The sequence below is a fragment of the Paenibacillus sp. HGH0039 genome, assembly GCF_000411255.1.
Taxonomy (GTDB): Bacteria; Bacillota; Bacilli; order Paenibacillales; family NBRC-103111; genus Paenibacillus_F.
Genome location: NZ_KE150412.1, coordinates 659,851 through 675,651, shown reverse-complemented (window position 1 = coordinate 675,651; position 15,801 = coordinate 659,851). Strand labels below are relative to the sequence as shown.

Below are 15,801 nucleotides of genomic sequence, written 5' to 3'. Positions count from 1 at the left end.
ACCCCCTGTTGGAACCGGATTATAGGGAGCGAGTATAGGAGGAAAATCCTGTTTGATGGAACTGCGGGTGATTATAGGGTAGCTCTATTATAGTCCGCGGAGAGAGGGGAATGCAATTGCCTAATTTCCCCCATCGGTGATAAGCTTATACGCGAATTGACCGAAAGTGACGGTGCTGACCTCATGCCGAGCTTAAAAACGTTTTACCGGATTCACCTGAAAAAACGGATGTTTAACAAAATTCTTCTTTTTTACTCGATTGTCATGGTGCTGCTGTTTCTGGGCGTGTCGATCCTGGCTTATCAGTACTATGAGCAGCGCAGCATGCGGGAGCAGACGGACCGCGTCCTTAAAGATCTGGATATTGTAAGCGTTAACTTGAATCAGCTGTACGAACGGATGTATTCGGCCATCCAGCAGCTGTACACGGACGCGGCGGTTAACGAGGATTTGACTTATTTTTTATCGCACGAGTATGAGGATTATTTGAAAAGGCGGCTGAACCGGTACATCCAGAGCAGCGGAACGGAACCCAAAAATTTCGACAGCCAGCTCCGGTCGTTTCTCAAAGACGAGCCTTCCATCGCGAATATTCTTTTGTACAGCAAGGGGGAGCGCTTTTTTTATTTTATGAATCCCGGCAGCCAGCGGTTTTATTATCCGTCGGAGATTCCGCAGGACAACCCCGGCTGGTTCGATTCCACCGTCAATCATCAGTGGCAGCTGACAGATAAACGATCCGTCCTGTGGGAGGCGCGGAAAGATAGCGGACCGGTCTACTCGTACACCCATATTTTAAAAGATACCGTGTCGCTTCAAAAATACGGGGCCATTGTTTTCGATCTGAATACGGATGCGATCAAGCGTCTGGTAGAAAGCAAGCTGAAAGACCGAGGGGCTAAAATGCTGCTGATGACTTCCGGCGGGCAGGTCATTTACGATTCCGAGAATCGTTATCAGGGACAGATCTATCCGTACTGGCTGCAGCTTCAGGAGCAGAAAGACTGGGTGGAGCTCGAAGAGCCGTCCAAGGTGAACGTGCTGACCGTCGGGAATACGGGAATGACGATTGCGGGGATTATCCCGAAATCCCGGATCGAGCAGAGCATGCACACAATCCGGCTGAGTCTGATCGGGATAACCGCCCTTTGCATTGCGGTGAGTTTTATGTTTACGTTTACGATCATCCGGCAGTATTCCAAAAAGATCCGCAAAATCGTGACGCACATCCGGCGTCTTCAGGAAGGCGATTTGAGCGCACGCATCGTGCTGACCGGCGAAGATGAGCTGCAGGATATTTCGCAAAATTTCAATTACATGTGCGACCGGCTCGAAACGTACATCGACCAGGTGTACCGCTCGGAGATCAAGCAGAAGAATGCCGAACTCGTGGCGATGCAGGCGCAGATCAACCCTCACTTTCTGTACAACACGCTGGAAAGCATCCGCATGAAGGCCATCACGTCCGGGGCGAGAGATGTCGGTCAAATGATCTATATTCTTGCCGCCCTGTTCCGGGACATGATCCGCAAGCAGACGAATGTGACCCTGGCGGAAGAAATGGAGATGAACGGCATGTACCTGAAGCTTTTCCAGTACCGCTTCGAGAACAGGCTGGAGGTCGAGACGTATCTGGATAAAAACGCGGCCAACTGCCAGGTGGTCAAACTGCTCATTCAGCCGGTCGTCGAAAACTACCTCGTGCACGGGTTCCGGCCCGAATCGGATTCGAACCGGATCGCGGTAACTGTCGTGCGCGAAGAGGAGAACATCGTCGTCCGTGTGGCGGACAACGGGAAAGGAATGCCGCCGGAGAAGCTGGCCGAAATCCGCAAGCGGCTGGCGAGGAAGCCGGATTCCGGTGCCCTTGGCGGCGGTTCGCTGGGCCTTCTCAACGTGAACGAGCGGATCCGGTCCCATTACGGAAGCGATTACGGCCTCACGGTAAACAGCGGCCCGGATCAAGGCTGCGAAGTGACGTTGAAGCTTCCGGCCGTACAGGGGGAGATGCTGCCATGAGAAAATTATTTTTTGCCGATGACGAGCCGCTTATCGTCCAAGGGCTGTACAACCTGCTGCCCTGGGAGCAGTTCGACTTGCAAATCGCAGGCTCCGCCCGGAACGGTCTGGAGGCGCTGGAGAAGCTGAAGGAAGAGCCGGTGGACCTGCTCATCACGGATATTATGATGCCGGAAATGACCGGTCTGGAGCTGCTGCGCCGGGTCAAACTGCTGAATCCGCGGACCAAGTTCATTATTTTGAGCGGCTACGACGAATTCAAATATGTAAAGGAAGGCATTTTGCTGGGCATTGAAAATTACCTGCTCAAGCCCATCAATATCGACGAACTGGAAGCGACGATCAAGCACATTTTGCGGGACTGGGAACGGGAAGAAATCAGCCGCTTCCGCCTGGATGAAGACTGGAAAATATTGCGCAACAATATTTTGCACCGCTGGACGAACGGGACCATCGACAACAAGGAGTTCAGGGAGCGCGCGAGAATGCTCGGCATTCCCATCGACCACGAGGTCTATCGCTCGGCAGCGCTGCGGATCGTGACGGAAAACGAGCCTGCCTTCCAGTTTTACCGTCTTCCCGGTCTGGCAGAGGAGTGCGAACGAATCGGCACGGAAGAGCTGCCGGAGAACTGCGAAGTGATCGCCTTTCCGGGGGACGGCGATGAAATTACGCTCCTGTTCGCTTTAAGCGGGAGCGAAGTAAAGGTGCTTCCGGCCTTGCGGAGAATGTCGGAGTGGATCGCCGGCTTCACCGGGTTTCGGGTCTGGTGCGCGGCGGGTCATCCCGAAGAGCTGTACCAGGGCTATCCGGCAAGCGCCCGCGCCGTGCAAGCGTGGTATCAGGCACACTTGATGAATGAGCAGCCCGGTGTGATCGTCGACGACTTGGCGGCTTACGCCTTCCGGGAAGAAGACCGTCCGGCTCTTCAGGAGCCCGCGATGGACCGGTTCGTCAAGCTGCTGGCGGAGGGGAGGCGGGATGAGATCGACGAGTTCGCGGACCTGTTTTTTGTCCGGGGCGACAGCGCTCATCCCGTACCGAGGCACCCTTACTTCAATGCGGCCATCCAGCTTATGCTGGCGGTCAAGGAGATGGAGAAGCAGCCGGATTACAGCGAAGTTTTCGCGGCACTCTTCCGGATTCAGACGCGGAGCGGGCTTGCCTTGCAGGTCAAACGGGTAGCAGCCGGGATGCTGGACAGCCAGTCCGATGCGGCCCGCGAGTACAGCCCCCATGTAGCGGCGATGCTGGAGCAGGTGAAAGAGCACTACTCCCGGGAGCTGTCGCTGAAGACGCTCAGCCAAAAGCTGCACATGCACCCGAATTATCTCGGGCAATTGTTCCAGCAGGAGATGGGGACCAGCTTTTCGGATTATGTGAACCAATACCGGGTGGAGCGGGCTACGCACCTTCTTCTCCATACGGACCGGAAGACGGCCGAAATCGCTCAGGAGGTCGGCTATTGGGACTCGTCGTACTTTTACAGGACATTTAAGAAATACGCCGGCGTATCGCCGACGGAACTCCGTTCCATGTACACTAAAAGGTAAAAAAGGGAAAAAGCATGCGTGTGCATTTGCACCTGCATGCTTTTTTTTATGATATCGCTAAAGATTTCTTTAATTTCTCCATCTTGGATTAGATTTTTCAACTATACGGGGGAGGCGGTCAGCGGGGATAATGAAAACGGGAGCGAGACGGAAAGTCCCGCGTGAGCTGCCGTTGTTGATTATAGGGGATTAACAACCGTAGAAGACAACCTAAGAAAAGGCAAAGGAGGGAAAAGCGCCGTGCCTGGCATCGTGAAAAGTTTAGTGAGAAACCGGGCGTTTCTCTTGTTGGTGCTGCCGGGAGCGATCTGGTTTATCATTTTTGCCTACCTGCCCATGTTTGGTACGATCGTGGCGTTTAAAGACTTTCGTATTCATCCGGACGGCTTTTTTGCAAGCGTTTTTAACAGCGAATGGGTAGGTCTGAAAAACTTCGAATTTCTGTTCTCCACCAATGACGCGTTTATCATCACACGCAATACGATTTTGTACAATCTGGCTTTGATTTTTCTGGGGCTGGTCTGTGCGGTCGGGTTCGCGATCGTCATGAACGAGCTGCTGAACAAACGGCTGACCAAAGTGTATCAGACGGCCATGTTTATGCCGTATTTCCTGTCTTGGGTTATTATCAGTTACTTCGTGCTGATTTTTCTCAATATGGAAAAGGGTGTGTTCAACCAGCTTCTCGCGTATTTCGGAGCCGATCCGGTCAACTGGTACAGCGAGCCGAAATATTGGCCGTACATCCTGATTTTTATGGGCATCTGGAAAAACATCGGCTACGGCAGCGTCGTCTATCTCGCCGCCATTGCGGGGATCGACCGTTCGTATTACGAAGCCGCAATGATCGACGGAGCCAGCAAATGGCAGCAAATCAAGTACATAACGCTTCCGCAGCTCAAACCGCTGATGATTATTTTGACCGTGCTGGCGCTTGGCGGCATTTTCCGCTCGGACTTCGGCTTATTCTTCCAGGTGACGAAAAACTCGGGTGCTTTGTATCCGGTTACAGACGTGATCGACACGTTCGTTTACCGCGGACTGACGGTTATGGGCGATACGGGAATGAGTACGGCTACGGGACTTTACCAGTCGGTTGTGGGCCTGATTCTGGTCCTGACGGCCAATTATGCGGTGCGGAAGATCGAAAAAGAATATGCCGTTTTTTAAACGTAAAAGCAGCAAGGATCCGGCTAGGGGGTGCCAGCAATGTCAGACTTGAGCGGATCGGTTAAGGCAGGAGCGACGGCGCAAGCCCGGAAGGGCAGGAAGCCGAAAGATTTGAATGCGATTTCGCCGTTCTGGAATTTCGTGTTCTCGACGGGCGTGGGTTTGTTCGCTTTGTCCTGCGTGTTTCCGTTTCTGTTTATTATTATCATTTCGTTTACCGACGAGAAAACGCTCGCTATCGAGGGATTCAGCCTGGTGCCGAGCCAGTTAAGCACAGCTTCGTACCGGTTTCTGATGAACTCGGGGCAGCAGCTGCTTCAGTCGTTCGGAGTCACGCTTCTGGTGACAGTGCTCGGCACTTTGCTCACGCTGTATCTCGTCGCCACGTATGCGTACGCCTTATCGCGGAAAAGTTTCGAGCAGCGGAGATTTTTCAGCTTTCTCGCTTTCTTCACGATGCTGTTCTCCGGAGGCCTGGTGCCTTCGTATATCGTGGTCACCCAATTTCTGCATCTGCGCGATTCGATTTGGGCGCTCATTCTGCCGTCCGTGCTGAACGCTTTCTACATTCTGGTGATGCGGACGTTCTTCTCCACGACGGTTCCGGACGCCATTGTAGAATCGGCCAAAATGGACGGTGCGACCGAATTCGGCGTATTCACGCGAATCGTGCTGCCGATTTCACTGCCGGGCATTGCGACGATCGGCTTGTTCAGTACGCTCGCGTTCTGGAACGACTGGTTCAATGCGCTGCTTTATATCGACAAGCCGACGCTGATTCCGCTTCAAACGATGTTGATGCGCATTCAGAACAACATGGATTTTGTCGTTCAGAACAGTTCCAAGGTCGTGTCGTATGATATTGCGGCCTCGCTTCCCACGGAAACGGTGCGTATGGCGATGGTTGTATTAGCCACACTGCCGATTGCGCTCGCTTATCCGTTTTTCCAGAAATATTTTATTCAGGGGCTGACGATCGGTTCGGTCAAAGAGTAGGGATTAGGGCTTACGGCCTTCTCTTCCGAAGGGCTGAAGGAGAGGTCACACCAATAAAGAAAGCGTTATCATTATGATGTTGTCAGGGGGAATTAAGCATGGCGGGAAAAAAAACGCTTGTGTTCATGCTCGCACTGATGCTGGCATTCGGGTCTTTGCTCGCAGGCTGCGGAAGCAAGAGCGAGGGCGGAGACAGCAAACAGGGGGCCGGCGATTCGACCGAGAAGGAAGTTAAATTAAAAGTGTACCTGATCGGCGGTCCGCAGCGGGATTTGCCTAAAGTTCAGGAAGAGATCAATAAATATGTGAAGGAAAAAATCAACGCGACGCTCGATATCACCATGATCGACTGGGGCGATTATTCCAAACGGATGCAGGTGCTTTCCGCTTCCGGCGAAAACTTCGACATCGCCTTCACGTCTTCGTGGGCGTTCGAGTACCGCACGAATGCGGCTAAAGGCGCGTTCATGCCGCTGAACGATCTGCTCGATAAATACGGCAAGGGGATCAAAGAAGAGCTGGACCCCCGTTTTCTCGAAGGAACCAAAATCGACGGAAAGAATTACGCCGTTCCGGTCAACAAGGAGCTCGGCGAGCAGTGGGTATGGCGCTTCAACAAGAAATACGTGGACAAATACAAGATCGACATGACCCAAGTACGTACTCTTCAAGACCTGGAGCCGTACCTGAAGCAGATTAAAGAAGGCGAACCGGAAGACATTACACCGCTTGCCGTACCGAAAGGATTTAAGCCGTATATTCCGTACGACTTTATTCTCGGGGATGAATTCCCGGTCGGAATGAAAATTCAGGACAACGCTTCGGACTTCAAATTCGTCAATATTTTGGAGACCCCCGAGCTGAAAGCTTCTCTGGAAACGATCCGCAAATACTACCAGGCGGGATACCTGCGCAAAGATGTCGCTACGCTTGACGGCATCGACAATATCAAGACGGGCAAATGGTTCGTGGACCGCGAAATTACGCAGCCATACGCGGATCTGGGCTGGTCCCGGAGCGCAGGCTACGACATCGTATCGACTCCGATGCAGGATCCGGTCGTGTTCACCGGTTCGGCTTCCGGCGCGATGCATGCGATTTCCGCGAACTCCAAAAATCCGGAGCGCGCCATGATGTTCCTGAATCTGCTCAACACGGACAAATATCTGCGCAACCTGTTCAGCTTCGGAATCGAAGGCACGCACTACAAGAAAGTGTCCGAAAATGTCATTGAAGACCTGCCTGCGATGAAGGACGGCTTCCAGATGCCGGGCTTCGCGCTCGGAAACATGTACTTGACGTACCTGCACAAAGAAGAACCGGCCGACAAGTGGGAGGCGTTCAAGAAGTTTAACGATTCGGCGAAAGTCTCGCCGACGTTCGGATTCAACTTCGACGTCGATCCGGTCAAAACCGAAGTGGCGTCCATCTCCGCCATCGCCCGCGAGTTTTACCCGGCCATTATGACAGGGTCGGTAGATCCGAACGAGTACTTGCCGAAAGCGATGGAAAAAATGAAAGCGGCCGGGCTTGATAAAGTCATAGCCGAAGCTCAAAACCAGTTCGACAAATGGAAAGCGGAGAAGAAGTAAGCGTACGTTCTCCTTATCAAAGAAGCGGCCGCGGATGTGCGGCCGCTTTTTTTACATGGATTCCGGACACGGCGAGGACGTGAAGGAAATTTCCGCCAAACGTATTTAATATGTACATACAACCTTTAATTCGTCCACTAGGAACGGAATTTGTCCGGTTGTTATAATGAAAGCGTAATCATTACCAAGCCGGCGACAAACAGGAGGGAAATTATTCGGTAATTCTCATCCGGCAGGGAAAGTCGGTCCGGCGCCTCATTCTCTAGCCGCGATTGCCGCCCCGCTGTGCGTGCAAGTCTCAACTTACATAGGAGGTCACAAATGAAAAAGATTGGCGTTAGTCTGGCTGTATCCATCACGGCGTTCGCGGCGATGGGGTTATCCGCATCCGCAGCGCAGCCCCATTCCTCGTACTGGTATCCGGAGCAGTTGCTGAAATGGAGCCCCGGGGCCGATCCCGACGCGAAATTCAACCGCGGCTCGATCCCGCTGCAGGAACGTTTTACGGGCGACAAGGTGAATGCGAACGCGTCCAAGGAGCCCAAAATCGTGGCGCTTTCCGCCCTCAACGCGGGAACGAGCGGCGTTCCTTCGCAGGGCTCGGACAAATTCACAGCCAACACGTTCGGTTATTGGCAGTATGTCGACAAGCTGGTCTATTGGGGAGGCTCGGCCGGTGAAGGCATCATCGTGCCTCCAAGCGCCGACGCGATAGACGCCGCCCATAAGAACGGCGTGCCGATCATGGGCACCGTCTTTTTCCCGCCGAGCGTGTACGGGGGCAAATACGACTGGGTGAAGCAGACGCTTCAGCAGAAACCGGACGGCTCGTTCCCGGTAGCCGACAAGCTGATCGAGGTGGCGAAAACATACGGCTTCGACGGCTGGTTCATCAACCAGGAAACCGAGGGCGGCACTCCGGCGGATGCCCAGAAAATGAAGGAATTCCTGAAATATCTGGAGGCCCGCAAATCCTCGTCCATGCAGATCATGTGGTACGATTCCATGACCAAAGACGGCGCGATCAGCTGGCAGAACGCGCTGAACGACAAGAATGAGATGTTCCTGCAGGACAAACAGCAGAAGGTTTCGGACAGCATGTTCCTTAACTTCTGGTGGAGAGATCTGGCGGGTTCGGCCGCCAAAGCGAAAAGCCTGGGCCGGAGCCCGTACGAGCTGTTCGCGGGCATAGACGTCGAGGCCAAAGGCTACGACACCGGCATCCAGTGGGACATGCTGTTCCCGAAAGGCAAGCCGGCGGCGACTTCGCTGGGCATCTACCGGCCCGACTGGGCGTTTAACAGCGCGGAGAACATGAAGGACTTTTTCGCCAGGGAGAATAAATTCTGGGTCGGCCAGAACGGCGATCCTTCCCGCACGGATACGAACCAGGCCTGGAAAGGCATGGCCAATTATGTGGTCGAACAATCTCCGGTCAACCGGCTGCCGTTCGTGACGCATTTCAACACGGGAAGCGGCCAGCAGTACTACGCGGACGGCAAACTTGTGCGCGACAAAGGCTGGAACAACCGCAGCCTGCAGGATATTTTGCCGACCTGGCGCTGGATGGCGGAGAGTAAGGGAACCGCACTTAAACCGAGCCTCGACTGGTCGGACGCCTATTACGGCGGCAGCTCTCTTAAGGTGGAAGGGACGCTGAGTCCGGCCAATGCCACGACGCTTAAGCTGTACCGGACGGACCTGGCTATCGAACCGGCCACTAAATTGTCGGTTACGTATAAAACTGCGCAAAAGCCGGGCATGAAAGTGGCCCTGACTTTTGCCGATCCGAAGGATGCGGTCGTTTATTTGGACGTAAAGGATAAAGTTCAGCCGGGCTGGACGACCGAAACGTTTAATTTGACGCCTTATAAAGGAAAACGCATTTCGTCGATTTCACTCGTGTTCGACTCGAAAGAAACGATCCCGGCCTACGCGATCAACATCGGCAAGCTTTCAATCAGCAGCGCGAAGCAAGAACAATCGTCGTCTCTGCCGGCCGTGAAGGACCTCAAGGTCACCGGTTCCGACTTCCGCGACGGCATCTATGGAGATGCCCGCCTGGAGTGGACGGCCCCGGACCAAGACGTGAAGCAGTACGAAATTTATCGCGTGCTTCCGGGCGGTAATGAGGAGTTCCTGGGAGCTACTCCCAACAACGTTTACTATGTACCTGAAATGAAAAGAAGCAATAAAGAAGACACGACCGTGCTTAAGGTCGTTGCGGTCAACGGACAGTACCGGGCAGGGCAGGCGGCAACGGCGGCGATCAAGTGGCCGGCTTATCCGAAACCGGCGGCCCGTTTTAAAACGGACAAAACGCTTGTCGCTCCCGGTGAGCAGGTGACGCTGATCGACCAGTCGACGGAAGTCACCGAAGAATGGCTGTGGACGATAGATGGCGCGAGCCCTTCCACAAGTACGGACAAACAGCCGGTTGTCACATTTGCCGAAGAGGGCGCTTACAGCGTGACACTCACGGCCAAAAACAGCGCCGGTCAAGATTCCGTGACCAAGCAAGCGCTTATTACCGTCCGCAAAGACGCGACCGCGGCCGTAAACCTGGCGCTCGGCAAAACCGCTAAAGCGGACAACGCCTGCGGTCCTGCCGAAGGAGCGGCTAACGCGGTGGACGGCAAAGTCACCGGCAACAGCAAATGGTGCGCGCTGGGCAATCTGCCTCACTGGCTCACCGTGGACCTGGGGACGGAGAAGACGATCAGCGGATTCGTGCTGAAGCATGCCGAAGCCGGCGGCGAATGGGCAGGCTTCAACACGAGCGACTATACCGTGCAGGTGAGTGCGGACGGCGTTACGTGGACGGACGTTCTGGAAGTAAAAGGAAACCGGGCGGGCGAGACGAACGACGCAGTTGCGCTGGTAAAGGCTCGTTATGTGAAGCTGAACATCGTTAAAGCGAGCCAGGGCGGGGATACGGCGGCCCGGATTTACGAATTTGAGGTGCGCGGACTCCAGTAAGCCGGAGTTTAACGGATTTGCAAAGCATCCGGAAGAAATTGGGGTAAGAAAAAAGGACCGTTTCGTCAGCCGGCAATAAACGGGTACCCGTACACGGGACACTTCCAAAAAAGTGTTTAGCGTACGGGTACCTTTTTGTATATAGGAGATAACGGTGGGGGCGAACAAGATGAGCAAAAAACATGTCAATCAAAACGAACGTGAAAAAGATGACTCCTGTGCAATGCAGGAACCATCTCTTAAGTGCTGCTTAGCTCTTTTTTTCAAGTGTCCTTGTCTAAGGGGCCAGTTTACAGAGGCCGTGCGGAGCGGAGCGGCTAATTCGCCGGTACGCGGTCAGTCGGCGGGGTGATCGGGCGTTCTCGCGTCCGTCGCTTTACGCACCGGACGTCCCGGTTCCACCCGCGCGCGCCGGGGTCATCCGGCGCTCTCCGCCCCCTCGGCGGCGGCGGCTGTCCCTCCGGCCGACAGCCTGGGCCAGGCGGCCTGCCACTCGCGGAGGCCCGATTCGACTTCGTCGCGGGGAAGCTTGCCCGCTTGCAGCTTCTCGTCGCTGCAAGCAAGCAGCCGCCTGTAGAAGGCAAGGCCCCACTCGGGAAGCTCTCCGTCTCCCGAGGACTCTCTGCCTTTCAGCTCGTAGAGGAGGTTTTCCGCTTCGTCATAGCTTCCGGCAGCGGTGCAGTACTCCATGAGCTTGTACAGGACAGTGGCGGGCTGGCGGTACGCTTTCAGCCGGTGGTTCAAGTAGGCGATCTCCGCGTGAAGGGACACGTCGTCCGATTCCGCGCCCAGCTCTGCCGCCGTCAAATAAAAGTACAGCGCATTGACCCTGCGCTGGTACGCCTCGCGCTCCCCGGACATTTCTTCGTAAATGTCCGCTTCCTCGCGGAGCAGCTTGCCGGCCGCCAGAAGCTTTTCGCCGCTTAGCGAGGCTCCCGTCATCATCATGCGGAGGGCGTCCTCCTCCGGAACGGAGCCGAGCAGCTTGGACGGCGGAAGCTGCATCCGGCCGTACAGCTCGCCGAGCTCGGCCAGAGCTTCCGCATGCTTCTTCTCTTTGCGAAGCTTGAGGATGCGGGTTGCAATCGCTTCGGTCATCTGCGTGATCATCGTCAATAAGTAATCTTTCCGTTCGAACAAGCGGGTTCCTCCTTATCGCGGCGGCGCATGCCGCCAGGCAGCGGCAGCCGGGTTGATTTAGCTGGATGAAGCGTTCTGCCCCTTCGAGGCGATATGCTGCGCGATGGCCACGCCATGTTTGCGGCCGGTCTCGATGAAAATCTCGTTGGCGTTGTGGCCCGAGGCGATAACGCCGGCGACATACAGACCCGGCACGCCCGATTCCATCGTCTCCGGATTATAGAGCGGCTTCAGATGCTCGCCCTGCAGCTCCACGCCCGATCCGATCATCAAGGTCCGGTCGGGCCGGAAGCCGGTGAGCGCCAGGACGAAATCGTTATGAAGCACGGTTTGCGTCCCGTTCGTGTCGACGGTTACCGTCAGATCGTCGATCCGGACGACACGGGAAGAGTAAAGCATGCGGATGTGGCCCTTGGCGACCATGCTCTCGAAAATCGGTCTCACCCAGGGCTTGATGGACGGGGACATCTGCTCCTGCCGGTACACGACCGTAACTTCCGCGCCGACGCGCATCAGATCAAGAGCCGCATCGATAGCCGAATTGTTGCCCCCGATAATGACGACTTTCATATTCGTATAAGGGTGGGCCTCCCGGTAATAATGGGTTACTTTCGGAAGCTCCTCCCCGGGTATTCCGAGCAGGTTCGGCGTATCGAAATAGCCGGTTGAAATGACTACATGTTTCGCTTCGGTTACGATTTGCTGCCCGCCGCGGTTTACGGAAGTGACGACAAAGTGGCCGTCCTTCTTACGGATGGAAGTGACTTCTTCGTAGCTCCGGATGTTTAAATCGTAATGCCTGGCAACGTTGCGGTAATAAAAAAGAGCTTCCTGGCGGCTGGGTTTGTCGCTCGGCGTCGTAAACGGGATATCGCCGATTTCCAGCAGATCCGGCGTACTGAAAAACTGGAGATGGGTCGGGTACAAATAAATGGAATTCACGATACAGTGCTTCTCGATCACGAGCGCGGGGATGCCCGCTTTCTTCAATTCGACGGCAGCCGAGATTCCGCAAGGGCCGGCTCCGACAATGATGACTTCTTCCATAAGATGGTGGCCTCCTTCCGTCACGGATGAAGACAGGCGTAAATATTCCTACTTGCGTCTGACAGTAAGCAGCGACGGTTTTTATACCATAGTAACGCAATCGGAGATAAAAAGACAACCTGCCGGCCGGCCCGCCTATGACCAGGGCTTCTCTTCCGCACGTGAGTGAGAACCGGCAGATGTGAACAACCGGAGGTTACGCCTCCCATGTGTATAACAAAAAGCGCATCCCGGTGTAAAAACCGGAATGCGCCGCTTTATCCGTGTCCGCCCGGGGCCGCAAGGCCGACGCGCTCTACGAGCCGGCGGCTCTCTTCGTTGAGTCCCGTGATAGACACCTTTTTATGAAGAAGATCGTATTTCAGCACCACTTTGGAAATAGCCGTGACGGCCGAATGATCCCAAATATGGGAATGGGAGAAATCAATCGTGATCCGCTCCGGATCGTTCATGTAGTCGAACTGCTCGATGAAATGCGTCATCGTGCCGAAAAACATCTGGCCGGATACCGTGTACGTCTTGGTTCCGTCCGCACTTACCTTGGCCGTCGCACGGATCTTGGCCATTTTCCAGGAGAAAACGACGGCGCTGATCAGAACGCCCGCGAACACTCCCTTGGACAGGTCGTGAGTAGCGACGACAATCGCTACCGTGACGATCATAACAAACGCATCGGACAGCGGAATTTTCGTCAGCCGGGGGATGGACTTCCAGTCGAACGTACCTATTGAGACCATGATCATCACACCGACAAGAGCGGCCATAGGAATCTGCTCGACAACGGGACCGAGCGCAAGGATCAGGAACAGCAGGAACAGACCCGCAACCAGCGTGGACAAACGGGTCCGCCCGCCGGATTTGATGTTGATGACGGATTGTCCGATCATGGCGCAGCCCGCCATTCCGCCGAAGAAGCCGGTCACGATATTGGCCGCGCCCTGACCGCGGACTTCGCGGTTTTTATCGCTTGGCGTGTCGGTCATTTCATCTAAGATCGTAGCTGTGAGCAGCGATTCGAGAATGCCGACGAAAGCAAGAGACAGGGAATACGGGAAAATAATTTTCAAGGTATCCCACGTAAACAGGACTTGCGGCACATGGAACAAGGGCAGCGAGCTTGTGATCCGTCCCATGTCGCCGACCGTATTGACCGGGATGCCGAAAGAAATGGTGACAATCGAAACGAGAATGATAGCCGCAAGCGCGGATGGCATCGCCTTCGTAAATCTCGGCAGGATATAAATAATGGCAAGCGTGACGCCGACGAGGGCATACATGACCCAGCCTTGACCGACAAAATGAGTGAGCTGTGCCGTGAAAATAAGGATCGCCAAGGCGTTCACGAAACCGGTCATAACCGATTGGGGCACGAATCGGACCAGTTTGCCGAGCTTAAGCAGGCCGAGAATATATTGAAGGATTCCGGTCAAAACCGTCGCGGCGAACAAGTACTCCAGGCCGTATTCTTTGACAAGCGGAGCCATGACCAGCGCCATTGCGCCCGTAGCCGCTGAAATCATGCCGGGTCTGCCGCCGAAGAATGAAATGACGAACGCCATCGTAAACGAGGCGTAAAGCCCGACCATGGGATCGACTCCGGCGATAATCGAGAAAGCGATCGCTTCCGGAATAAGCGCCAGCGCTACCGTAATCCCCGACAATATATCGCTGCGGGGATTGGAAAACCACGTTCTATTCAGTTGTCTAAGCAAGTTGAAAATCCTCCTCTGTTCTGGGTTCAACTGGTTAATAGGTGACTTTCCACTCTCAGGAAAGTCGGGGCCGGTGATCACTAAAAGACATTATAACGGAAGAGAGGGAAGCGATTCATTTCTTTAAAAGCTGATGATAGCGCTTTAATAATCGGTTTTCTAGTGTTTGCTCACTTTTTCTTAAAAATAAGGTCTTCTTATAAGAGACTTGTACGCAAGGCAGCGGAAAGTGGAGAAATTCAAGAAGACTTTACGCAAATGGAGCGGACTTTCTTTTTTGGAGACAGAGGAGTAGAGTAAAAGGGTGCATCCGTAATCATTTACATAGGGGGTTGTCATTCATGACATCATTCCAGAAACAGCTGGAGAAATATGCCGAACTGGTCGTAAAAGTAGGCGTTAACATTCAACCGGGACAGATTCTGTACATTGAATCGCCGATCGAAAGTGTGGAGTTTACGCGTCACGTCGTAAGAAAAGCTTACGAAGCGGGAGCCAAATTCGTCGAGGTGAACTGGAGCGACGAGCAGACGACACGCATCCGGTACGAATCCGCGCCTGACGAGTCGTTTGATTTCTATCCGGAGTGGACGGCCAGAATGATGGAACAGCTTGCCGAAGGCAACGGCGCCCTGCTGAACATCAAGGTACCCGATCCGGAGCTGTTCAAAGGCATCGATCCGGGCAAGATTTCACGTGCAGGCAAAGCGGCCTCGATCGCAAGACAACGCTTCCAGGGTTATGTCCGCAACCATAAATTCAGCTGGTGTCTCGTCAAAGCGCCGACTAAAGCGTGGGCGGATAAAGTGTTCGCCGACCTGCCTGAGGACGAACGCGTTTCCGTCATGTGGGAAACGATCTTTAAAATGAACCGCGTCGATAAAGACGATCCGGTCGCCGCCTGGAAAGAGCACATTGCGCAATTGTCCGAGACGCATGAGCGGCTGACCGCCAAGAAGTACCGCCGTCTGCACTATAAAGCGCCGGGAACGGATCTGTCGGTGGAGCTGCCTGAAGGCCATCTGTGGCTCGGCGGCGGAGGAGAAAACGAGCAGGGCGATTATTTCGTCGCCAACATGCCGACCGAAGAAGTGTTCACCATGCCGAAGCGCGACGGAGTCAACGGTACGGTATCGAGCACGATGCCGCTGAATCTGGGCGGCCGTCTAGTCGATAAGTTCAAGCTCACGTTCAAGGATGGGGTCGTGGTGGATTACTCCGCCGAAGTCGGACAGGAGCATCTCAAATCCCTGTTCGATACCGACGAGGGGGCGAAACGTCTCGGGGAAGTGGCGTTGGTGCCGCACGATTCGCCGATTTCGAATCTGAACCGGATCTTCTACAACACCGGTATCGACGAGAATGCCTCCTGCCACTTTGCCGTCGGAAGCGCCTACCCGTTCACTCTGGAGAACGGGACCAAGATGAGCCAGGAGGAACTTCTGGCGAGAGGAGCCAACGTGAGCCTGACGCACGTCGACTTTATGGTCGGCTCCGCCGATCTCGATATCGACGGGGAACTCGCGGACGGGACAATCGAGCCGATCTTCCGCAAAGGCAACTGGGTCTAAGGAGTTATTCCATGCAAAAAGC

At 54.5% G+C, this 15,801-nt stretch carries 10 protein-coding genes; 7 read left to right on the top strand and 3 right to left on the bottom strand.

Annotation, left to right across the window (positions count from 1 at the left end):
• The first annotated feature begins 183 nt into the window (after positions 1-183).
• The 6 genes from HMPREF1207_RS02690 to HMPREF1207_RS02665 all read left to right on the top strand — a co-directional run bounded on the left by HMPREF1207_RS02690 (position 184) and on the right by HMPREF1207_RS02665 (position 10,309).
• Complete coding sequence (locus HMPREF1207_RS02690; protein ID WP_016423431.1) at positions 184-2,019, top strand: cache domain-containing sensor histidine kinase; 1,836 nt, start codon at positions 184-186, stop codon at positions 2,017-2,019.
• Complete coding sequence (locus tag HMPREF1207_RS02685) at positions 2,016-3,572, top strand: response regulator transcription factor (RefSeq protein WP_009672704.1); 1,557 nt, start codon at positions 2,016-2,018, stop codon at positions 3,570-3,572. The genes HMPREF1207_RS02690 and HMPREF1207_RS02685 overlap by 4 nt, the downstream gene beginning before the upstream one ends.
• A gap of 240 nt (positions 3,573-3,812) precedes the next feature.
• Entirely contained in the window at positions 3,813-4,742 is a 930-nt protein-coding gene (locus HMPREF1207_RS02680) for an ABC transporter permease (RefSeq protein WP_009672831.1), read from the top strand.
• A 39-nt stretch (positions 4,743-4,781) separates the two neighbouring features.
• On the top strand, positions 4,782-5,738 hold the full coding sequence (locus HMPREF1207_RS02675) for a carbohydrate ABC transporter permease (RefSeq protein WP_009672749.1): 957 nt from the start codon (positions 4,782-4,784) through the stop codon (positions 5,736-5,738).
• A 98-nt stretch (positions 5,739-5,836) separates the two neighbouring features.
• Positions 5,837-7,330 carry an ABC transporter substrate-binding protein gene (locus HMPREF1207_RS02670; protein ID WP_009672716.1) on the top strand — a complete coding sequence of 498 codons (1,494 nt, stop codon included), beginning with the start codon at positions 5,837-5,839 and terminating at the stop codon, positions 7,328-7,330.
• Between the two features lie 321 nt (positions 7,331-7,651).
• The gene (locus HMPREF1207_RS02665; RefSeq protein ID WP_009672884.1) at positions 7,652-10,309 is read left to right on the top strand and encodes an endo-beta-N-acetylglucosaminidase; all 2,658 of its coding nucleotides are present in this window, start codon (positions 7,652-7,654) and stop codon (positions 10,307-10,309) included.
• A 417-nt stretch (positions 10,310-10,726) separates the two neighbouring features.
• Here HMPREF1207_RS02665 and HMPREF1207_RS02660 read toward each other — a convergent pair whose 3' ends face one another.
• From HMPREF1207_RS02660 to HMPREF1207_RS02650, 3 genes are all read right to left on the bottom strand, one after another.
• Positions 10,727-11,449, bottom strand: coding sequence for a DUF6483 family protein (locus HMPREF1207_RS02660; RefSeq protein WP_009672772.1), 723 nt, complete (start codon positions 11,447-11,449; stop codon positions 10,727-10,729).
• A gap of 57 nt (positions 11,450-11,506) precedes the next feature.
• Positions 11,507-12,496, bottom strand: a complete 990-nt coding sequence (locus tag HMPREF1207_RS02655; protein ID WP_009672714.1) for a YpdA family putative bacillithiol disulfide reductase — start codon at positions 12,494-12,496, stop codon at positions 11,507-11,509.
• Positions 12,497-12,753: 257 nt separating this feature from the next.
• Positions 12,754-14,208, bottom strand: a complete 1,455-nt coding sequence (locus tag HMPREF1207_RS02650) for a SulP family inorganic anion transporter (protein ID WP_009672814.1) — start codon at positions 14,206-14,208, stop codon at positions 12,754-12,756.
• A 341-nt stretch (positions 14,209-14,549) separates the two neighbouring features.
• Here HMPREF1207_RS02650 and HMPREF1207_RS02645 point away from each other — a divergent pair, with 341 nt between their 5' ends.
• A complete protein-coding gene (locus tag HMPREF1207_RS02645; RefSeq protein ID WP_009672903.1) occupies positions 14,550-15,779 on the top strand; it encodes an aminopeptidase in 1,230 nt (409 codons plus the stop codon).
• Positions 15,780-15,801 lie beyond the last annotated feature (22 nt).